The sequence below is a fragment of the Streptomyces sp. NPDC001156 genome, from assembly GCF_053598275.1.
Genome location: NZ_JBSFJX010000013.1, coordinates 22,440 through 42,384 on the forward strand (window position 1 = coordinate 22,440; position 19,945 = coordinate 42,384).

The 19,945-nt window shown below is 70.7% G+C and carries 19 protein-coding genes; 10 read left to right on the forward strand and 9 right to left on the reverse strand.

Features of this window, described 5'->3' with window-relative positions; genetic code table 11:
• Nucleotides 1–264: 264 nt before the first annotated feature.
• Nucleotides 265–1,008, reverse strand: a complete 744-nt coding sequence (locus ACWDA7_RS09645; RefSeq protein ID WP_360991253.1) for a DUF4142 domain-containing protein — start codon at nucleotides 1,006–1,008, stop codon at nucleotides 265–267.
• A 259-nt stretch (nucleotides 1,009–1,267) separates the two neighbouring features.
• On the opposite strand from ACWDA7_RS09645, the gene ACWDA7_RS09650 reads away from it, so the two are divergent.
• Together ACWDA7_RS09650 and ACWDA7_RS09655 are read left to right on the forward strand one after the other, a co-directional pair.
• Nucleotides 1,268–2,302 carry a permease gene (locus ACWDA7_RS09650; protein ID WP_450603593.1) on the forward strand — a complete coding sequence of 345 codons (1,035 nt, stop codon included), beginning with the start codon at nucleotides 1,268–1,270 and terminating at the stop codon, nucleotides 2,300–2,302.
• A complete protein-coding gene (locus ACWDA7_RS09655; protein WP_450603594.1) occupies nucleotides 2,299–3,096 on the forward strand; it encodes a TIGR03943 family putative permease subunit in 798 nt (265 codons plus the stop codon). The genes ACWDA7_RS09650 and ACWDA7_RS09655 overlap by 4 nt, the downstream gene beginning before the upstream one ends.
• Nucleotides 3,097–3,184: 88 nt before the next feature.
• On the opposite strand, the gene ACWDA7_RS09660 is transcribed toward ACWDA7_RS09655, so the two are convergent.
• From ACWDA7_RS09660 to ACWDA7_RS09675, 4 genes are all read right to left on the reverse strand, one after another.
• A complete protein-coding gene (locus ACWDA7_RS09660) occupies nucleotides 3,185–3,862 on the reverse strand; it encodes a DUF6445 family protein (protein ID WP_450603596.1) in 678 nt (225 codons plus the stop codon).
• A gap of 131 nt (nucleotides 3,863–3,993) precedes the next feature.
• Nucleotides 3,994–5,310, reverse strand: a complete 1,317-nt coding sequence (locus ACWDA7_RS09665) for a protein kinase domain-containing protein (protein ID WP_450603597.1) — start codon at nucleotides 5,308–5,310, stop codon at nucleotides 3,994–3,996.
• A 755-nt stretch (nucleotides 5,311–6,065) separates the two neighbouring features.
• Entirely contained in the window at nucleotides 6,066–6,911 is an 846-nt protein-coding gene (locus ACWDA7_RS09670) for an SCO2400 family protein (RefSeq protein WP_450603598.1), read from the reverse strand.
• A 272-nt stretch (nucleotides 6,912–7,183) separates the two neighbouring features.
• Nucleotides 7,184–7,717 (reverse strand): hypothetical protein, encoded by a 534-nt coding sequence (locus ACWDA7_RS09675; RefSeq protein ID WP_450603599.1) that lies wholly within the window; start codon nucleotides 7,715–7,717, stop codon nucleotides 7,184–7,186.
• A gap of 336 nt (nucleotides 7,718–8,053) precedes the next feature.
• On the opposite strand from ACWDA7_RS09675, the gene ACWDA7_RS09680 reads away from it, so the two are divergent.
• The 4 genes from ACWDA7_RS09680 (at nucleotide 8,054) to ACWDA7_RS09695 (ending at nucleotide 12,300) form a co-directional block, all read left to right on the forward strand.
• A complete protein-coding gene (locus ACWDA7_RS09680) occupies nucleotides 8,054–9,460 on the forward strand; it encodes an FG-GAP-like repeat-containing protein (protein WP_450603600.1) in 1,407 nt (468 codons plus the stop codon).
• 315 nt (nucleotides 9,461–9,775) lie between these two features.
• The gene (locus ACWDA7_RS09685; RefSeq protein ID WP_450603601.1) at nucleotides 9,776–10,477 is read left to right on the forward strand and encodes an RNA polymerase sigma factor; all 702 of its coding nucleotides are present in this window, start codon (nucleotides 9,776–9,778) and stop codon (nucleotides 10,475–10,477) included.
• The gene (locus tag ACWDA7_RS09690; RefSeq protein ID WP_450603602.1) at nucleotides 10,474–11,571 is read left to right on the forward strand and encodes a CU044_5270 family protein; all 1,098 of its coding nucleotides are present in this window, start codon (nucleotides 10,474–10,476) and stop codon (nucleotides 11,569–11,571) included. Before ACWDA7_RS09685 ends, ACWDA7_RS09690 begins: the two co-directional genes overlap by 4 nt.
• 159 nt (nucleotides 11,572–11,730) lie before the next feature.
• A complete protein-coding gene (locus ACWDA7_RS09695; RefSeq protein ID WP_450603603.1) occupies nucleotides 11,731–12,300 on the forward strand; it encodes a TetR/AcrR family transcriptional regulator in 570 nt (189 codons plus the stop codon).
• 186 nt (nucleotides 12,301–12,486) lie between these two features.
• Here ACWDA7_RS09695 and ACWDA7_RS09700 read toward each other — a convergent pair whose 3' ends face one another.
• The 3 genes from ACWDA7_RS09700 to ACWDA7_RS09710 form a co-directional block, all read right to left on the reverse strand.
• A complete protein-coding gene (locus ACWDA7_RS09700) occupies nucleotides 12,487–13,347 on the reverse strand; it encodes an alpha/beta fold hydrolase (protein ID WP_450603604.1) in 861 nt (286 codons plus the stop codon).
• A 527-nt stretch (nucleotides 13,348–13,874) separates the two neighbouring features.
• Nucleotides 13,875–14,816, reverse strand: coding sequence for a M56 family metallopeptidase (locus tag ACWDA7_RS09705; protein ID WP_450603605.1), 942 nt, complete (start codon nucleotides 14,814–14,816; stop codon nucleotides 13,875–13,877).
• Nucleotides 14,817–14,830: 14 nt separating this feature from the next.
• Complete coding sequence (locus tag ACWDA7_RS09710) at nucleotides 14,831–15,208, reverse strand: BlaI/MecI/CopY family transcriptional regulator (RefSeq protein WP_450603606.1); 378 nt, start codon at nucleotides 15,206–15,208, stop codon at nucleotides 14,831–14,833.
• Nucleotides 15,209–15,341: 133 nt separating this feature from the next.
• On the opposite strand from ACWDA7_RS09710, the gene ACWDA7_RS09715 reads away from it, so the two are divergent.
• The 3 genes from ACWDA7_RS09715 (at nucleotide 15,342) to ACWDA7_RS09725 (ending at nucleotide 18,127) form a co-directional block, all read left to right on the forward strand.
• Complete coding sequence (locus ACWDA7_RS09715) at nucleotides 15,342–15,989, forward strand: DedA family protein (protein WP_450603607.1); 648 nt, start codon at nucleotides 15,342–15,344, stop codon at nucleotides 15,987–15,989.
• Nucleotides 15,986–17,203, forward strand: a complete 1,218-nt coding sequence (locus ACWDA7_RS09720; RefSeq protein ID WP_450603608.1) for a glycosyltransferase family 4 protein — start codon at nucleotides 15,986–15,988, stop codon at nucleotides 17,201–17,203. Before ACWDA7_RS09715 ends, ACWDA7_RS09720 begins: the two co-directional genes overlap by 4 nt.
• Before the next feature lie 87 nt (nucleotides 17,204–17,290).
• Nucleotides 17,291–18,127 (forward strand): undecaprenyl-diphosphate phosphatase, encoded by an 837-nt coding sequence (locus ACWDA7_RS09725; protein WP_359409025.1) that lies wholly within the window; start codon nucleotides 17,291–17,293, stop codon nucleotides 18,125–18,127.
• Between the two features lie 188 nt (nucleotides 18,128–18,315).
• Here the strand turns inward: ACWDA7_RS09725 and ACWDA7_RS09730 are convergent, their stop codons facing one another.
• Nucleotides 18,316–18,642, reverse strand: a complete 327-nt coding sequence (locus tag ACWDA7_RS09730) for a plasmid stabilization protein (RefSeq protein WP_450603609.1) — start codon at nucleotides 18,640–18,642, stop codon at nucleotides 18,316–18,318.
• Nucleotides 18,643–19,402: 760 nt separating this feature from the next.
• On the opposite strand from ACWDA7_RS09730, the gene ACWDA7_RS09735 reads away from it, so the two are divergent.
• Entirely contained in the window at nucleotides 19,403–19,879 is a 477-nt protein-coding gene (locus ACWDA7_RS09735) for an SRPBCC family protein (RefSeq protein ID WP_450603610.1), read from the forward strand.
• The last annotated feature ends 66 nt before the right edge of the window (nucleotides 19,880–19,945 follow it).

A 19,945-nucleotide genomic window follows, 5' to 3' on the forward strand; every position in this document is an offset into this window, starting at 1 on the left:
ATCGCACTCGCCGCCCGTCCCCACGGTCGGCGACCGCCGGCACCGTACGCCGGTCCGATGCCAGTTGAACCGGCCGAAGCGGCGGCGGAGTTCCCGAGCAGCGAAGTCATGACACAAGCCACCCGTACGGACGACGAATTCCCGCCGTTGGCCGCCCACTCGCGGCGACCTGCCGCCGCGACGGGAGGTCCGGTCCGCCCGCAGTCCCCTGCGGCCGGACCGGCCGGAGCGGGGTGGCTCGTGAAGCGGTCCTGCTCCGCGGGATCAGCCCGTGGTCGGTACCGGTGAGGGAGTCGTCGAGGGCGGCGGGGTGAAGCCCGGTGGCGGGGAGAGGATCACGGTCGGCTCGCCGGGCGCGGGGGCCGGCGGAGTCATGCTGCTCTTGGGGAGCTTCGGCGGGGTCGTCTCCTGGAACAGCACCGAGTCGAAGTTCACCAGACCTGTCTGCTCCATCACTGTGATGTGGTCGAGCACCGTGTCGTTGGCCTGGTCGGCCAGCTGTCGGACCAGGGTGTTCTGCGTGGTGGCGCGGATGTTGGCGATGACCGGGAAGATCTGGCCGTGGGTCACGCGGAGGATGTTCGCGAGGTCGTGGTCGAACTGCTTGCCCTGGTCCGCGGTCAGCGTCGCCACGAACCCCTGCTGCTGCGGGCTTGGCTGGTTCGGCAGCGCGATGCCCAGCTGCGCGGCCACCTTCCGGCACGTCGCGTCGAGATTGGCGTGCCCGTTGATGAGGTGCTGTCCCGCGGTGCGTACGGCCGGGGTCGTGCCCTTCTTCACGGCCAGCTCACCGGAGGGGAACTCCCACAGACCGGCCGCCCGCACCTTGACGACGAAGTCGCGGTCCGCCTCGGTCAGCGGTCCGGACGAGGTGTTGGCGATCACGCGCGTGGGAGCGCTCGACACGGTCTGCACACCCAGCATCGAGGGATAGACAAGAGCCGTCAGAGTCAGCGTCAGAGCGCCGGCCACGAAGAGGGTTCCCGCCGCGTTCCGTGATATGCGCATGGCACCTCCTGGTTGTTCCTACGCCCAGGGATACGGGTGTGGCGGAGCTCGGCACCTTTTCGAGAGGCAAAATCGGCGGGTCCCGTACTGTGGCGGCCGTCACGCCGTGAGCCGCGTCGGCCGAGGGGACGGCGGCGGGCCGGGGGAATCGCTCCAGGAAAACGGCTGTCGCTTCGGAAAAGTGAGCGCGTGGCGGTGGTGGGGAGCATGGTGGGGCGCCAGTTATGTTCGATCCGAACATCCGACATTCGGAGCCGGCATGCAGAAGACAGAAGAACTGGCTAAGGAGGCGAAGCCGGACGTCGCGGTGCCGGCGGCGACCGTCGACGCCCCCGCCCGCAGCCGGCCCCTGCCCCTGCCGATCCTGTTCGCGGCGGCCATACTGACCGGCCCGATGCTCCTGCTCCTCAACCGGTGGCTCGACCAGCCGGTCATGCAGGCCTGGCGGACCGTCTGTCTCGCCATCACCGTCCAAGCGCTGCCCTTCCTGCTGCTCGGTACGGCGCTGTCCGGCGCCATCAACGCCTTCGTACCGGCCCAGGTGTTCAGCCGGGTGCTGCCCCGCCGGCCCGTGCTCGCCGTTCCGGTCGCCGGAGTCGCGGGGGTCGTGCTGCCCGGCTGCGAGTGCGCTTCGGTTCCCGTCGCGAACAGCCTGATCGGCCGGGGGGTCACTCCGGCCGCGGCCTTCGCGTTCCTGCTGTCGGCGCCCGCGGTCAATCCGGTGGTGCTGACCGCCACGGCGATCGCCTTTCCCGGCAACCCGGCCATGGTCGTGGCCCGGCTGCTGGCCTCGCTCGCGACGGCCGCCCTGATGGGCTGGCTGTGGCTCTGGCTGGGCCGCGAGGAATGGCTCCGGCCGACCGTACGGCACGCCGGTCACGAGCCGGGGCGCAGCCGCCGGCAGGAGTTCCGGCTCGGCTTCCAGCACGACTTCCTGCACGCGGGCGGTTTCCTGGTCCTGGGCGCCATGGCGGCGGCCACCTTCAATGTGGCCGTCCCCCGCTCCGTGCTCGATGTGTTCTCCGGCTCGCCCTGGCTCTCGGTGCTGTTCATGGCCGGGCTGGCGGTCCTCCTCGCGGTCTGCTCCGAGGCCGACGCGTTCGTGGCGGCCTCGCTCACCGGCTTCTCGCCGCTCGCCCGGCTGGTGTTCATGGTGGTCGGGCCGATGGTGGACCTGAAGCTGATCGCTCTTCAGGCGGGGACGTTCGGCCGGGCCTTCGCGGCCCGCTTCTCCGCCGCCACGACGGTCGTCGCCGTGCTGTGCAGTGCGCTGATCGGAGGGGCGCTGCTGTGAAACGGCCCTTCCAGGCGATCCTGCTCGTCCTTGGCGGACTCGGTCTGCTGAACGCCTCGCTCTTCGGCGACCTGTACCTCAGATACGTCAAGCAGGGACTGCGTCCGCTGCTGATCGTCTCGGGCGTGCTGCTGCTCCTGCTGGGAGTCGCGGAAGTCGTGTCGCAGGTGCGTGGGCGCGCGGGACGTCCCGAGCACGGCGGTCAGGACCACGACGACGTCCACGTCCATGTCGACGACCGGGGCGCTCACGAGGGCGGCGGCCACGGTCACCATCACTCCGGCGCGCCCCGCGCGGCCTGGCTGTTGTTCCTGCCCGTGCTGAGCCTGCTCTTCTACGCACCACCGGCTCTCGGCGCGTACACCGCCTCCCGCCAGCCGCCCAAGTCCGTCACGGAGCAGCAGGACTTCGAGCCACTGCCCGCGACCTCGCCCCTCCCGATGACCCTCTCGGACTTCACCAGCCGTGTGCAGCAGGACCGGAAGCAGGCCATCAAGGGGCGCAGTATCCAGATGACCGGTTTCGTCACGCCCGACAAGCGCAGCGGCAGCTGGTATCTGACCCGGATCATCTTCTCGTGCTGCGCGGCGGACGCCCAGACCGTGAAGGTGCGGATCTACGGGCCTCCGGCTCTCAAGGCCAACACCTGGGCGGCGGTCACCGGAACCTGGCACCCCGGCGGGATCCTGGGCACGGAGTCCGCTCCGGTGGCGCTCGACGCCCATGGCGTCGAGCGGATCACCCGCCCGGTGAACGCGTACACGGACGACCTTCCGCTCGCTCCTTCGCGCTGACGGGTCCGTCGGACCCGCCGGGGACGGGGTGTGCCTCTATGTAAAGGTGAACCGGCGCCCGGGCAAGGGCTGTTCGCGAGGCCGGGAGTCAGGCCATCCAGAAGAAGACGGCCGTCATGCGCTTCTCCTCGAGGTCGCTGCCCCAGTAGCCGGTCGCGCTGTGCATGATGTTCGCCTTGTAGAGGAGCAGCCGGTTGTAGCGCTGCGGTACGCGGACGTCCTCGGTGAAGGCGTCGGGAGTGACGTACCGGGTGCCCAGCGCCTCGACCAGGTTGTTGTGCGGGGCCTGCACCATGTTGCCGCCGAGGACCCCGCCCGGCAGGTTCTGGCGGTAGAAGCTCGTGCCGCAGTCCTTGGGGACGTTCGGGCTGAGGTAGAGCACCGCGGCATAGCGGCACAGGGCCCGCGAGTCGGTGTGCGGGCGGGGTTCGCCCTCGTCCTTGCCGACGACCTGGACGCAGTTGTGGTTGAGGGTGCCGCCGCCGGGAGCGGTCTGCTGCCACAGCTTCTGCGCACCGGTCTCCTTGCGCACCAGCTTCTCGATCCGGTCGAGTTCGTCCGGTTCGAGCCCCGGCATGGTGCGCAGCCCCGGCCAGCTCTCCTGCGTGTACGGGAAGCCCTTGGCCCAGTCGTCCTCGTCCTTGGCCAGACAACGGGACCGGACCTCGTCCACGTTCGGCAGGACGGCGTCCAGGACCCAGTAGTCCCGTCCCCTGGTCGGCTTGCGGTACGGGAGCACGGGCAGGCGTGGGGGCTGTGGGGGCATGCCGGTGAACATACAGTCGGCCGCCACCACTGTTCTCTTTTCGATCGGTCAACGTTTCGTCAACGCAATCGCCTGCTGAGGCAGGGAAGTTGAGCGGTTGACGGCCCAAGTGCGCCGTGCCTGCCCGGCAATCAGGGTGTCGGCGTCGCAGGACCCGACTGTGTGCCCCCGGGTGTCTCCGCCGAGCTGCTGTCGGGCGAGAACACCGCCATGCCCACGAACATCGCGATCAGGAACAGCGCCGCCGCTGCGATCAGCCCCACCGCGCGCGGCCGGCGGGTGACGCGCACCCACAGCGACCGCAGGTCCCCAAGGCTCCCGCCCTGCGCCCGTTCACGGCGGGCCGCGGACGGCGGACGCTCGCGGCGGCTTCCCGCCGCGGGACGGTCCCGGTGGCTTCCCTGCACCGGTCTTTCACGGTGACTTCCGGTCGCGGGTCGCTCGCGGTGTGCGGCAGCCGACGGCCGCTGCCGGTTGGCCGCCCGATGGCCCGGGACACTGGGTGCGGACGGGAGTTTGTACGTCGTCGACGGGCCCGTCCCCGCGCGGGGGAGCGCCGGCGGTTCCATCGTCCTCGCCGGGGCATGACCGGGTTCCGGGGCTGCGGCCGGAAGCGGTTCGGGGTGGCCCCGCCAGGCGCCCGAGGCGAACCAGTCGGCGGTCTGCTGTGCGGTGGGCCGGTCCTCCGGCCGCTTGGCGAGCAGGCCGAGGAGGTAGTTCTCGAAGGCGGGCGGCAGACCGATACCCAGCTCGCGCGGCGGCACCGGGGCGGTGTCGAGGTGGTGGTGGAGGATCGCGATCGGGGAGTCGGCGCGGAACGGCGGCTGGTCGGCGAGGAGTTGATAGAGCACGCAGCCGAGCGAGTACACGTCGCTGGCCGGTCCGGCGGGCTTGCCCAGGGCGCGCTCGGGCGCGATGTACAGGCTCGTACCAACGATCTGCCCGGTCGCCGTGAGCGCGGCCGAGGGGTCGTCCATGAAGCGGGCGATACCGAAGTCGCCGATCTTGAGGGCGCCGCTCGCGTCGAGGAGCAGGTTGCCCGGTTTGATGTCCCGGTGCACGATGCCCTGTTCGTGCGCCACCGCGAGCCCGGCCGCGGCCTGTGCCGCGATGTCCGCGACCCGCTCGGCCGGAAGCGGCCCCTCGTCGGACAGCACCCGGGCGAGGCTGTCGCCCTCCACCAGTTCCATCACCAGGAAGAGCCGGCCCTCGTGCTCGCCGAAATCGAGGACGCCGACCACATGGGGGTGGTGCAGCCGCCCCGCGGTCTGGGCCTCCAGGCGGAAACGGGAGTCGGCGGTGGGATCGGCGTTCTGCGCGAGCAGGACCTTGACGGCGACGGGCAGGCCGAGCATCTGGTCGTGCGCGCGCCACACCTCTCCCATCGCGCCACGTCCGATGGTGGTGTCCAGCTGGTACCGGCCCGCGATCAGCACCTGTTGTTTCATCCTCATGCCGTGAGACGAAAAGCGGTGCGACGGCTCGACCGCCGCCGGCCGTGACTTCGCCAGGGCGAATGACGGTGGGGTGCCGCAGCGGGGCCCACCTTACTGGCACGGACATCCGAATCGATCACGAACTCCCCCCTGCGGTGGGTGAGGCGTGATGATCCGGCCGCACAATCCTCGCGTGTCCGACACTCCTGTCCCGATGTTCTCCGCCACCTGGCCCGGTTGGCCGGTCGGCGGGCGAGGGGTCCTGCTCGGTGTGGCCCGTCACCTCACCGATCCAGGTGATGACGTCCGCGGCGTCCCCGTCGGCTCCATGGCCGGCGTCCCAGTCGCGCTCGATGTCGACGTCGTCGCAGAGGCTCTCCGGGCGTGCGGCGAGGTTGGACGCGACCGTCAGCGAGGTAGCCGCGCAGAGTCAGGCGCTCAGGCGCGGCGTCGCGCACCGGGCCGGGGGTCGGCCGAGCGCGTTGCTGATGCACCGCGTCGCCAGAGCCGTACGGCGCGCGGTGAATGCGTTCATGGACACGCTCGGGCGGCTCCGCGCACTCGGGAGACGCGCGCGCGTGCCGATCATCCGCGATCGTGATCGGCGGCCGGCGAACGAGGAGAAGCCCGGCCCCTTGGTCACGACGAACCGGTGTGGGGGCCGCGTGGGGGTGTCGTACGACCGGGGGCGGCCGCCGGGCAAGATGTGGCGGCCCATGCCCACCGCGGTGCCGGCGCGGTGGGCTACACCATGACTCGGGTGGTGATCAGCCGAGGCACAGCACGAGCAGGCAGAGGTGCGACGGCGATGTCGCCGTAGGCGCGGGCGTCGGCTGCGTCGCTCCCGAGCCCGTCCCGTGGGCGGGCGCCTGGGTGGTGGGCGTGCTCTGCGGCGCGGGGGTGTGGTCGGGGAGCGTGACCGTGGAACCCGAGGACTGGGACTGGGTGGTGGGCAGGGACGAGGGTGCCATCGTCGGCGTCGCCAGGATCGTACGAGGAACGGCGGCGGCGTCCGGCCGGATCCCCTGCGCCGTGGTGGCGGGCTGGGGAGCCGCGGACCGATGAGCGGGGAGCCCGGCGGCGGGCGACGAGTGTGCGGGGGAGGTGGGCGCGGACCGGCGGGGCTCCACCTGGGTGGACGGCAGTTGCGCGCCGTCCGTCGCCTGTCCGTCCGTCCCACCCATGCTCGTGACGTCCGGTGCCGGGGCGGCCTGGGCCCGGTCACCGGAGTAGCGGTCCATCGAGGCGAGGGTCAGACCGCCCCCGACGAGCGCCACGGCGGTCGCGACCACGGCGCGGCGCTGGTTCTTCTTCCAGCGGGCCCGCTGGCGACGGCGCGCCGCCCGTCCCTGCGGCGCGCCCGTGTAACCGCCGTCCGCGGCGTCGTCCGGGGCGGCCTCGGACGCGTCCTCCTCATGAGAGTGCTCCCCATACCCCGTCTCCAGGGCAGAGAGATCCCAGTTCACGGCCGGGGCCGCAGGCGCGGTGGTGGCTCGGGCGGGAACGGGGCGGTCGTAGCGGGTGACGGGCGCGATGTCCGGTGCGTAGGCACCGCATCCGGGACACACCAGGGCGCCATTGAGATGCCGACGACACGAGGAGCAGTAGTCCATCTGCGGTCTTCCTGGGTGCTGGGGTGATATGCCGTCGCCGCGGGGGCGGCGGCTGATCCCGTTCGCACATGGGACCGAGCGGCCGCAACGCTAACGGGCCCATCGAAAGACCGTGTGCAGTCCGTGTGACACTCCTGGGCGGATTCTCCGAGGGCCTTGCGCGAGTACGTACAGAAGGGCGCCGACCGACCCCGGACGCGCGTCCGCGGTCCTCGCCCGGGGATGCGATCCGCCTCTGGGCACGGCAGGGCGAGCCGCCCCCGGTCAGGCGTTCAGCAGCCGGTCCCGGTCGGGGTGAACTTCATGCGGGTGTTCTCGTCCGTACCGAGTGCCTTGCTGTAGGTCGCTCCGGTGACCTGGTACCAAACGTCGTCCTTGCTGGTGTCGCCGTTGACGTCGTCCAGACTGACGCACCACCGTTCCGCCCGGACCACCCGCGTGTACGTCTCGGTGCCGCTTCCGACCCTCTTGCAGTCCTGGTACCGCTCGGTGGTGTACCAGGTACGGGTCGTCTTCCTCTTGCCCGTGCCCGTTCTCGCCGAGTGTCTGATCCGCCGGGTGGCGGACGAGCACTTTTTCACCAGGCGGGGCCGGGTGGCCCTGACCGTCTTCGCGGAGAGGTGGCGGACGCTGTGCCGGAGCCCGAAGACGTCCGTGTCCGGTTCGGCGACCCGCGTGGCCTTCGTGTCGATCCGGCTGGGCTGCCCAACGTTCCCTGTGGCGTCGGTCCCGGCGCCACAGGCACCGAGCCCGAATATGAGGAACGCCATCACCCCGGCGACCATCAGTCGCTGCTTGCCGAACATGTCTCCCCCTGTGGTCACCGGATGAGCCCCGCACGGCCGTCACCGTCCGTTCCGCGGCGGCGGTCAGCGTAATGAATCACTGGCCGGACTCCGTCGGTCCCGCGGCACGGAGGACTCCGCGCTCCCACGTGGCCCCAACTGATGCGCCACCTCCACAAGCCTCCTTCGTGAGCCGTGGCGGCCTGCCACATAAGGCGCAACGCTCGCCAAGGCGGTCGCGGCCGTCACAGGAATCCGAAGAGTTCACCGAACTCGCCTACAACTCCGGCCCTTTTCTGAACGTCTCCTGATCGCGACACCTGGCCCTCCGGATCCGCCCCGACCGTTGGAGACACCTTGCGCAAGCGCACGTGCCTGATGACCGCCGCCCTCCTTGCCTCCGGCCTCACCCCACTGGCGGTGGCGGCGCCGGCGACCGCGACCACCGCCAAGTTCGCGGACGACTTCAACGGCGACGGCCATCGCGACCTCGTCCTGGGTGACAGCACCGCCACCGTGGGTGGCAAGAAGCAGGCGGGCGCCGTCGTGGTCGTATGGGGCACGGCTCATGGCCCCGACCCTGCCAAGCGGTCGGTGATCACGCAGAACACGCCGTACATCGCGGGCACGGCCGAGACGGACGACTTCTTCGGAACGAAGGTCACGGCGGCGGACATGAACAAGGACGGCTACGGCGACGTCGTCGTCACCGCCCCTGGTGAGGACGACGGCGCCTACCACGGCACGTTCACCATCCTGTGGGGCTCCAAGGCCGGACTGACCAACGGGACTTCGTTCAAGAGCCCGGACTGCAAGGACTGCGGCTTCGCCAAGGACATCGCCGTCGGCGACTTCACGGCCGACGGCAACCAGGACGTCGTCGCGATCACCGACGACTACGTCTACGTCGTGCGCGGCCCGTTCACCAAGGCCGGATCGCGCGGCACCGCAACCAACCTCGACCCGATGCACGGCGAGGACATCAAGCCGGAACTCGTGGTCTCCGGCAAGGTCACCAAGGACGGCACCGCCGACTTCGCGGTACTTGGCTGGGACTCGGACACCTGGACCAACCGCGTCTGGTTCTACCGCGGCCGGTCAGGCGGCCCGGCCACGCCGCCGCGGAAGATCGGCCTGGCCCGCTCGGGTGACATCACCCACGTGAGTGCCGCGGTCGCCGACTTCAACAAGGACGGCTACGGCGACCTCGCGATCGGTATCCCCCGCTCGGGCAAGGGCGGCGCCGTCCAGGTCCTCAAGGGCACCTCCGTGGGTCCCAGCACCACGGCCATCTCGATCAGCCAGGCCGCCACCGGTGTTCCCGGCACGCCCGAGTCGACCGACTACTTCGGCTACGACGTGTCGGCCGGGGACACGAACAACGACGGCTACGCGGACCTGGCGGTGGGCATCCCGGGCCAGGTGATCGGCGGCAACCTCTTCCGCGCCGGCGCGGTCACCGTCCTGCGCGGCGGAACGGGCGGCCTCACCGGCAAGAACGCCCGCCAGTACGACGTCGGTACCCCCGGAGTCGAGGGCGACCCCGCCGAAGCGAACGACTCCTGGCTCGGCTCCTCGGTCCTGCTGCGCGACTTCACCCACGACGGCCGCGCCGAACTGGTCGCCACGGCCAACGAGAAGGGCCGCCTCCACTACCTCCCGGGCACGCCGTCCGGCCCTACGGGCTCCGGCTCGACCCTGCTCACGGTCAAGTCCCTGGGCCTGGGGGACCGCCCGTACTTCGACGCGGTCCTGGCGGACTGATCACACACCCTCACCCGACTCTCCGGAGACACGGAGTGAAGCAGCCTCTGCGGTGCACCACCGCGCTCGCCGCCCTGCTGGTCGCGGCCCCCGCCATGGTGCCCCGGTCGACTTCCGCCTCGGGCCTGCAGGATGCCTTCGACGGCGACGGGCTCGTGGACGTGGCCATCGCACCCGCCGCCACGAGGAACGGGACATCATGGTCCGGGCGGGTGGCCGTGGGCTGCGACTCGAAGGCGTATCAGAGGCGAGTGTGGCGCAGGTCACGGGAAGTCGGTGTGAGGTGCCGGACAGCTCATTGAGGTGAGCACTCATATGCGTACCCGGGTACGGGCCGGGGATTCGAGCGCGTTCGCCGAGCTCTTCGACAGCTACGCCCGCGCGGTCTACAACCATGCCTTCCGGCTGACCGCCGACTGGTCGGCGGCCGAGGATGTGATGGCCGCGACCTTCATGGAGGCATGGCGGCTTCGCGACAAGGTCGAACCCGAGGGCGGCTCCCTGCGGCCCTGGCTGCTGGGCATCGCCACCAACACGGCCCGCAACCAGTACCGGAGCAACCGCCGGTACCGGGCGGCGGCGGCCGCCGCCGCGGCGGCCGAGCCGGTGGTGCCCGACCACGCGGACGAGGTGGCCGACCGGGTCGACGACCGTCGGCGCCTCGTGACGGCCCTCACCGCGCTCGCCGCACTGCGCAGACCGGAGCGCGAGGTCATCACGCTCTGCCTGGGAGAGGGCCTGGACTACGAGGCCGCGGCGGAAGCCCTCGGGATTCCGGTCGGCACGGTCGCCTCCAGGCTTTCCCGTGCCCGCAAGAAACTGCGTGCCCTGGCCGAGGCCGAATCGCCGCGCCCCCCTGCCGAGACGGTCCGCCCGACAGCCGCCGGCCTGTCCCGCTCCGTGACCGAGACGGCGCGCAAAAAAGTGCGCACGAAATGGGAAGGCGGCCACGTCGCTCGACAGACAAGAGGCGATCACACAAACGCGATCCGGCCCGTGCAGGAAGGAAACCGATGAACGCGAACACGTCCCGGCAGAACCCCGCCGAGCGGGATGAGAGCGCAGAGCTCCTCTCCTGGACGGCGCGTGACCTGCCGGCGGGCCGCCACCAGTTCCACAGGGAGCGTCTGATGGCCCAGATCCACGACATGCAGCAGGAAGAGCGCACGGCGACGGCGGCGCCCGCGAAGACACGGCGTTCTTGGCTTCCGCGCCCGGCGATCGCGCTGCCCGCGATGGCGGCCGCTCTGGCGGCCACGGTCGTCGCCGGGGTCGCGATGTCCGGCGGTGGCGGGGGCAGGGACGGCGGCGTGGCCACCGGACCCGCCCTGACCACGCAGATCGGCGCCGCGACCACCAAGGGCGTGCCCCAGTTGCTCGACCAGATCTCGCTGGCGGCGGCCGACGTGTCGCACCCGGCCGTCAAGCCCGGCCAATACATCTACATCGAGTCCAAGGCAGCCGACACCTTCGTACGGACGGACGACGACAAGTCCACTCTGGCCAGCCATGCGCTGCACCGCCGCCAGGTGTGGAAGTCCCCGGACGGCACCAAGGGCTGGCTGATCGACCCCGCGGTCAACGACAGTTCCGAGGGCGAGACCCTGAGCCTTCCCGACGAGCAGGGCAACACCCCGAAGGCGTACCTGAACAACCCGTCGTACGACTACCTGGCAAAGCTCACCACCGACCCCGACGCACTGCTGGCCAAGATCTACAAGGAGACCGAGGGCCACGGCAACTCCCCCGACCAGGAGGCGTTCACCACCATCGGCGACCTGCTCAGCGAGAGCTACCCGCCGGCGACACTCTACTCGGCACTGTTCAAGGCCGCCGAGAAGATCCCCGGTGTCGTCGTCGTACAGGACGCGGTGGACGCGGTGGGCCGGCAGGGGGTGGCGGTGGCCCGGCTCGACGAGACCGGCGGTCAGCGCGAGGAATGGATCTTCGACCGGAAGACTCATGTCTTCCTCGGCCAGCGCAGCGTCCAGGTCCGGGAGACCAGCGGCGAGGACGCCCTGATCAAGCCCGGCACGGTGTTGTACACCAGCGCCATCATGAAGCGGGCCATCGTCGACGGCATGAAGCAGAGCCCGTCGCAGGCCGGCTGACGGGCCCGTACACCCCCGTCGCACAAGCCCTGTCCCGCGCGCCCGCGCGGAACAGGGCCCCTGCCGTTCGAGGGGAAGCAGTGCGCCGGACGTCCCGCGAGCGCTCGGGCGGATGGAAGGAACGTTCCATATACTCGAGGTGTGTCGAAAGTGATGGGTATGTCTGAGGCGGGTCGCCGGTCCGAGGCTCGTGAGCGGTTGCTGGGTACGGCGAGCAAGCTTTTCTACGCGGAGGGTATCCGTGCGGTCGGCGTGGACCGGGTCATGGCGGAAGCGGATGTCGCCCGGGGCACCTTCTACCGGCACTTCGCGGGCAAGGACGACCTTGTGCGCGCCTACCTCGAGGCGACGGACCAGCGCATCCGCGGGGAGATGACCTCGGCGCGGCAGGCGATCGGTGATACGTCCGCCTTCCTTGGGGCCGTGGCGCACGGCATCGGACAGGAGATGTGCGGACCGGGTTTCCGTGGATGCCCGTTCATCAACGCGGCCGCGGAGTATCCGGACCCGGACAGCGTGATCCACCAGGCGGTGCTGACGCACCGGGACTGGTTCCACGGCGTCATCCAGGATGCGTTCCGGGAGGTCGGCGCCGCCGACCCCGCGCGCTCGGCGGATGTGATGGTGGCCTTGCGCGACGGTGCGATGGTCGCCGGGTACCTGGGCGATGCGCAGACGGCGAGCGCCACGCTGGCGCATGGGGTAGCCGCACTTCTCGCGGCCGACTGAACCGACGGACGCTCCGCGTCTTCTTGATCCCTCGTGGCCTGCTCGCCCCCTCTTGCGGCTGGTTCCCGCCCCTGCTCGGGGCTCGTTCGATGTTCTCGGGTGTGCTGGGCGCACACGCCTTCCTCTGCTGAGGAAACGCGTTGGCCTCCGCCCGTTCAGGTGGGGCGGAGGCCGACGGTGGGCTGACTAGCGGTGGGTGGCGGCCCGTTCGATGAGCTTCGTGACGGCGCCCGGGTCGATCAGCTGGACGGCGTGCGGCGCGTTGACCTCGACCGTGTGCGAGTGAGCGCGCGCTGCCATGAACTTCTCGGCGGCCGGAGATATGGCGTGGTCGTCGTGGGCGACGAGGTACCAGGAGGGGATGGTCTTCCAGGCCGGGGTGCCGGAGGGCTCGCCGAAGGTCTGCGCGGCGATGGGGCGCTGGGTGGCCGCGAGTTCCGCGGCGGTGGCGCTGTTGAGCCGCCCGCTGAGGAAGATGTCCCGGTACTTGTCGGGCTTGATGTACAGGTCGATGCCGGTGTGGCCGTCGGGCTGGGTGAAGGGGACGGCGTTGAGCGCGGTGGGGATGGGGGCCTTCGGGTCGTCGCTGAGGTGGCTGCCGGGGAACTTGGCGGTGATGCCCGCGAGCGTTTCGTCCTTGTCGGGGGCGAAGGCGGCGACGTAGACGAGTGCCTTGACGTTGGGGTTGCCGGTGGCGGCGTTGGTGATGACACCGCCGCCGTAGGAGTGACCCACCAGGATGACGGGGCCCTGGATCGTCTTGAGGTAGTCGGCCAGGTAGGTGGAGTCGCCGCTGAGGCTGCGCAGGGGGGTGGCCGGGGCGGTGACCCGGTAGCCGTCCGCCTGGAGGCGCTTGATGACGCCGCTCCAGCTGGCCGAGTCGGACCAGGCGCCGTGTACCAGTACGACGGTGGGCTTGACGGCGTGGGCCTTTTCACCGGGGACAGCCGATGCGTTCGTGGCGAGGCCGGCGGCGAGGGCGAGGCCTGCCGCTCCGACGACGGCGAGACCGACTCGGCGGCGTGTGACGTGGCGGTGCTTGGACATCTGTTTTCTCCTTGTGAGTCGGCGACGAAGTGGATAGAACGTTCTGTCTCGTCGCAACGTAATGCCCCATCGATGGCCGAAGCAACCAGGCGTTCCGTGGCGTGCTTCACAGGCGAGGGCGGTACGTGGCCGCCGGGACGCGCGAATCGACGCGGCGCGGCGGCGGGAGGAAGCGGTGACGTACGGACGGAACGCAGCCCCGAGTGATCACCACGGACAGCGGAAAGGCCCAGGTCTCCTGCCTGGGCCCTTCTTCGTTGAGCGGGCGACGAGAATCGAACTCGCGCTCCCGGCCTGGGAAGCGAATCGGTGCTTGCGCACAGCGAGGTGCCGCCGCCGTCCCCGGCGCTTGTGGCGGAAGCCACAGGACCTCGCCCGGACGCTGTACAGCGCCGACGCCGTCATGGAGCGCGAAGTCGTCGATCGGCACGGCAAGGAACCCGCCGGGACCGGCACTCGACCCCACCACGAGCAGGGCCGGACACACGCAAGCCCCAGGTCGCTGACCTGGGGCTTGTCCGCCGGATCTACCGGGCGCCGATGGTTTCCAGCAGGCGGTGCAGGTCGTGGGCGGCTTCGGCGGTGGCGAGCGCTGAGGCCGTGACCACGGCTGCCGTCGCTGCGGTCAGGATCGGGTGGCGGCCCAGCGGCGGGGCGAGGAGTGCGGCCACGCGGCGGGGGACGGGACCGGCTGTGGCCAGGGGGCCGCGGCGGCCGAGGATGCCGAGGGCGGCGCCCGTGGCGCGGGCGAGGGCCGGGGCGCGATGGGCGGCGAGGGCGGCCTTGCCGACCGTGCGGGCGACACGGGTGCGGTCGCCGGTGGCGGTGGCGGCGTTCTCGTCGGCCCAGCGTTCGATGGTGTAGTTCACGGCGGTGGCAAGCGGGCGCAGGAGCGGGTTGGCGGCGGCGCCCAGTTGGGCGAGGGCCACGAAGGCGTAGTGGTGGGCCCTCAGGTGCGCGCGTTCGTGGGCGAGCAGGATGTCATGCTCGGCCTTGTCGAGCGTGTGCAGCATGCCGGTGGAGACGACGATGCGGCCAGGCAGTCCCGGAAGCGCGTACGCGTCCGGGGCGTCGTCCTCCACGACGACCAGGCCGTCGCGCGCGGGCATGCAGGCGGCCTCCAGCGCGGCGGCGGCCAGGGTGCGGGCGCGGCGCCAGAGCATGCGGGCGGCGGTGATCGCGGCGCCGCCGAGCAGCAGGCCGGCGACCAGGGCGACGGAGAGCCGGGCGGGGTCGTCGTGCTGGGCGGTCTGGGCCGACCAGTGGCCGAGGGCGGCGAGTTGCGGGATGCGGATCAGGCCGGTGACGGCCAGCAGGCCCAAGGAGATGGTGCTCGCCGCGCCCAGGGCCAGGGACGACGCTGCCAGCAGCCATGTGGCCAGGCGCGGTTCGCAGCGCTCGGACAGCGGGCGCGCACCGAGCGGCGCGAGCAGCGAGAGCAGCAGCGGCAGGTAGACGGCAATGCGCATCCGGGCGGTCCCTTCTACTGTTCGGGGCCGAGCAGCTGGCGCAGTAGGTCGGCGTCCGCGTCGGACAGGCCGTCGGCGAAGCGGGCCAGCACGACCTCGCGGTCGGGGCGCTCTTCCAGGACGGTGCGCATGCGGCGGGCGGCGAAGCCGGCTTCGTCGGTGACGGGGGCGTAAGCGTAGGCTCGGCCGCGCGCGGTGCGGGTGAGCAGTTGCTTGGTGTGCATGCGGGTGAGGATCGTCACCACGCTGCTGTACGTCAGCTCGCTGCCGAGGCGCTCGGTGACCTCGCCCGGCGTCAGGGCGACGTCCGCCTGCTGCAGGAGCTCGAGGATCTCGGCCTCGCGTACGCCGTTGGCCCGCTTGGGGCCGCGCCCGTGGGTGTCGGCTGCCATGGAATTTGTCGTTCTCCCGCTCGTCTTCTACAGTCGCGTAGAACTTTTACGGCCGTGTAAAAGCTGTCGTGCTCAGAGTCTGCCATGCGCCCGCGCCCGAAGAACACCGCGCGGAGCGGGAAAGGACCCCGCGGTGCCCCAGGCCGTCAATCCACTGGACGCCACGTCCCTGCTGACCGCGTTCGGCAGCGCGGGCATCTTCCTGGTGCTGTTCGCCGAGACCGGACTGCTGGTCGGCTTCTTCCTGCCCGGCGACTCGCTGCTCTTCACCGCGGGACTGCTGTGCACCGGCACCGGCAGCGTAAGCCTGGCCCTCCCGGGGGTGCTGATCTCGGCCGTGGCCGGGGCACTGCTCGGCGCACAGGTCGGCTATCTGATCGGCCGCCGCGCCGGCCGGTCTCTGCTGGCCCGCACCCGCAACCGGCACTTGGCCGAGGGCGTGGTCCGGGCCGAGGAACTGCTCGCACGCTACGGCCACGGAAAGGCCATCGTGCTCGCCCGGTTCATCCCGGTCGTGCGCACCGTTCTCAACCCGATCGCCGGGATCGCGCAGGTGCCGACCCGCACCTTCACGCTCTGGCAGGCCGCCGGCGGGCTGGTGTGGACGGTCGGACTGGTGCTCGGCGGCTACGGCCTGGGCGCGAGCATCCCGAACGTCGACCACTATCTGCTGCCCCTGGTCGGCCTGATCGTCGCGGTCTCCCTGCTGCCGCTGGCCCTGGAAGTGCTGCGTGCCCGCCGCCGTGGGGCCGCCGGGCCGAACCCGGAGACCCCCGCGTGAAGATCACCTTCTTGATCCACGACATCTACGGGATCGGCGGCACCAACCGCACCACCCTCAACCTGGCCGCCTCGCTCGCCGATCGCCACCAGGTGACGGTCGTCTCCGTCCGCCGCCACCGCACCAGCCCCCGCTTCGCCATCGATCCCCGGGTGGCCGTGGTGCCCCTGGTCGACGTGCGCAAGGACTCGGCCGATCTGGCCGATCCGCGGCTGCACCAGCCGTCGCGGGCCTTCCCCGCAGCCGAGAAGCGGCACCACCAGTACAGCCTCCTCACCGACCGGCGGGCCGAGGAGTACCTGCGTGACTGCGACGCGGACGTGGTCATCGGCACCCGGCCGGGCCTCAACGTCTACCTGGCGCGCTTCGCCTCGACCCGCGCGGTGCGCATCGCCCAGGAACACCTCACCCACGACACCCACAGCAGGAAACTGCGAGCCCAGCTCGCCCGCCACTACCGCGACCTGGACGCCGTGGTCACCACGACCGAGGCGGACGCCGCCGTCTACCGGACCCGGATGCGGCTGCCGGGAGTCAGGGTCCTGGCCGTCCCCAACGGTGTGCCCGACCCCGGCCTCCCACTGTCCGACGGCACGTCCAAGACCATCGCCGCGGCCGGACGCCTGGCCCGCACCAAGCGGTTCGACCTGCTCATCGAAGCCTTCACCGACGTCGCCGCCCGGCATCCGGACTGGACCCTGCGCATCTACGGCGCCGGCACCGAAAAGGAACGGCTGCAGGAACAGATCGACGAACAGGGCCTGGCCGGCCGGGCTGTGCTGATGGGCGTCGTCTCTCCGATCGAGCCCGAGTTCGCCCGCGCGGCGATCGTCGCCTCCGCCTCCGACGCCGAGTCCTTCGGCATGACCATCGTCGAAGCGATGCGCTGCGGCGTGCCGGTGGTCGCCACCGACTGCCCGCTCGGTCCCGCCGAGATCATCCACGACGGCGTCGACGGACGCCTGGTCCCCATGGGCGACCGCCAGGCGCTGGCCACCGCCCTGCTCGACCTCATCGCGGACGAGCCCGGCCGCCGCCGTATGGGCCAGGCGGCCCTGATCGCCGCGCGTCGCTTCGACCCGGATCGCATTGCCGGCGCCTACGAGGAACTGTTCGACGAGCTCGCCGCCGCCCGGCGCACACGCGACCGGCCGCACGGCACGGCCCGGTGGGGCGGCAGTGTCCGCCGCGCCCTGAGCAGACTGCGCACCTGAACCAGGCCCGGCAGGCCCGCCTCGACACCGCCCGGTTGCACCACAGCGTGTGCAGCCCTCACACCCGCCACCGCAGAGATGGATCCCATGAGCGCTATCAGTATCGGCCAGTCCGTAGTCCTCGGAGTCGTCGAGGGGTTGACCGAGTTCCTGCCCGTCTCCTCCACCGGCCATCTGAAGATCACCGAGGGGCTGATGGGCATCCCCGTCGACAACACATCCGTGGTCGGCTTCACCGCCGTCATCCAGGTCGGCGCGATCGCCGCCGTACTCCTGTACTTCTTCAAGGACATCGTGCGGATCGTCTCCGCCTGGGGCCGAGGGCTGGTCGACAAGAACGAGCGCTACCACCACGACTACAAGTTCGCCTGGTGGGTCATCTACGCCACGATCCCGATCGTGGCCGTCGGCCTGGTGGCCAAGCCGCTCATCGAGGGGCCGCTGGCCTCGCTGTGGGTGGTGGCCGCCTCACTGATCGTCGGCTCCGGTGTGATGTGGGCGGCCGACCAGATGGGCCGGCACAAGCGCAGTGAGGACGACACCAGCTTCAAGGACGCGATGCTGGTGGGCAGTTCGCAGATCCTCGCACTGCTCTTCCCCGGCTTCTCCCGCTCCGGCGCCACCATGTCCACCGCGCTCGTCCTGGACCTGGACCGGGTCGCCGCAACCCGCCTCTCCTTCTTCCTCGGCATCCCGGCCCTCACCGGCGCAGGCCTGTACGAACTGAAGGACGCCGTCGGCACCGGGGTCGGCGCCGTACCGCTCGCCGTCGGCACCGCCGTCTCGTTCGTGGTCGCCTACGCCTCCATCGCCTGGCTGCTCAAGTTCGTCGCCAGGCACTCCTTCAACGCCTTCGTGATCTACCGCCTCATCATCGGCGTGGGACTCCTCGGACTGCTGGCCACGGGAGCGCTGACCGCCTGAGGACGCGGTGCAGGATGAGCCGCGAGGGGCTGGTGGACGTAACTGCCCGGGCCGGACGTCGCCGTAGGAAGAGCGCCACCTGACCATACCCCTGGCTCACGCAGGACGTGGCAGGTGGCGCTCTTGCTCAGCACCGGGTGCGTTCCAGCAGGTCACGAGAGAGGCGGCCGGCAGCCGTCTCGATGCGGTCAGCGGCCGAGGGCGTTCTCCAACTGCTCCTTGGTCATCGAGGAGCGGCCGTGGATGTTGCGCTTCTTGGCCTCCTCGTACAACTGGTCCCTGGTGGGTCCTTGCGCGCCGCTGTGGGAGCGCTGCCCACCGCGCTCGGACGCCGACTTCGGGTCACGGGTGGAGGTCCTGCTGGCGGTGTCCGACTCACCGGACCTGGCCCGCTCCTTGTTCACCGTCCGCGCGGCGATCTCCTTGGCCCGCTCCGACGACTCGCCGCGGTCCTCGGCGCTCTTCTTGATGTGCTCGTATTGCCGCTCGCGCTTGGAACTCGATCCGGCCGGCATGGCGCCTTCCCTTTCTTGCGTGCTGAGGTGACGTTCAAGGACTCGCTACGGCAGTGGGTGCTCGGTCCGGGCTCACGGATTCGGGCTGCTGATCCGGCGGCACGCTGCCGCCCTCTCCTCCGCCCCTGTCACCCTTGCCCGGGGCGTGGGGCCGTCCGCCTTTCGCCTGGACCTCCCCCGCCGTGCGCTGGCGGCCGACTGCGGTGTGGCGCCGCCCTTGCCACTGCTCGGGGTGCTGTGGATCGGACATCTGAGGAACCCCGCTCGTCCTCGTATCGGTGTTCGTTCGGACGACGAGTTCCCAGGAGCAGTCGTCCGACGCACACGTCAGGCGTCCATCACCCGTCCGGACGGCCCGGGGCATGCTGCCCGCGATTCGGATGCCCCGCGACACCTGATTCCCCAGGCACGCAATGGCTCCCGCCCCGAGGCTCATGGCGGGTGCGCCGCCGGGACGTCCCCCTGACCACGGCACTCGTCGGCGTCATGCTCCGACGAGACACAGCCGACCGGCGTCCGGACTCCGCGCCGCGCTCCACCCGCGGGCCCATCGGAGTGTGATCCGGGCGACGAGTGGTACCCGAGGCCAGTCCGCGCCGGGGACATAAGGCCCGAAGCCGCCACCGGCCCCACAGACACGGGCGAACACCGCCCGTCAGGCGCTGGAGATGGTCTTCGCGCTGCCCCCTTGGGTCATCCGGTGCCGCGCAGACGCGCAAGGGGTGGCCCGGCGCCGTCGTACGCCGGCAAGGAGGAAGAGATGAGCACGGTCAAGGAATCAGTGGACGTCGAGGTCCCGGTCCGCATGGCGTACAACCAGTGGACCCAGTTCGCGGAGTTCCCGAACTTCATGGAGGGCGTCGAGGAAGTCCGGCAGCTCGACGCCCGGCACAACCACTGGATCACCAGCATCGGCGGGGCGCGGCGCGAGTTCGACACCGAGATCGTCGACCAGCTGCCGGAGGACAGGATCACCTGGCGGACCATCGGCGGCGACACCCGGCAACGGGGATCGGTCCGCTTCCAGCGCCTGGACGACGCACACACCCGGGTGGAACTCACCATGGACGTCGACCCCAGCGGTATCGCCGAGAAGGGCGCGGACATGCTGGGCGTGATCGACCGGCGGGTCAAGGGCGATCTGCACCGCTTCAAGGACTTCATCGAACGTCGCGGTGGCGAGAGCGGAGCCTGGCGCGGCCGCATCCGGCCCGAAGACCCCGGCTCTCTCGCCTGACCGGTCGAGAAGCCACGTGTCCACGGGCACCGGTCGGTGCGCCCTCCGGCCAGTGCCCGCAACCGA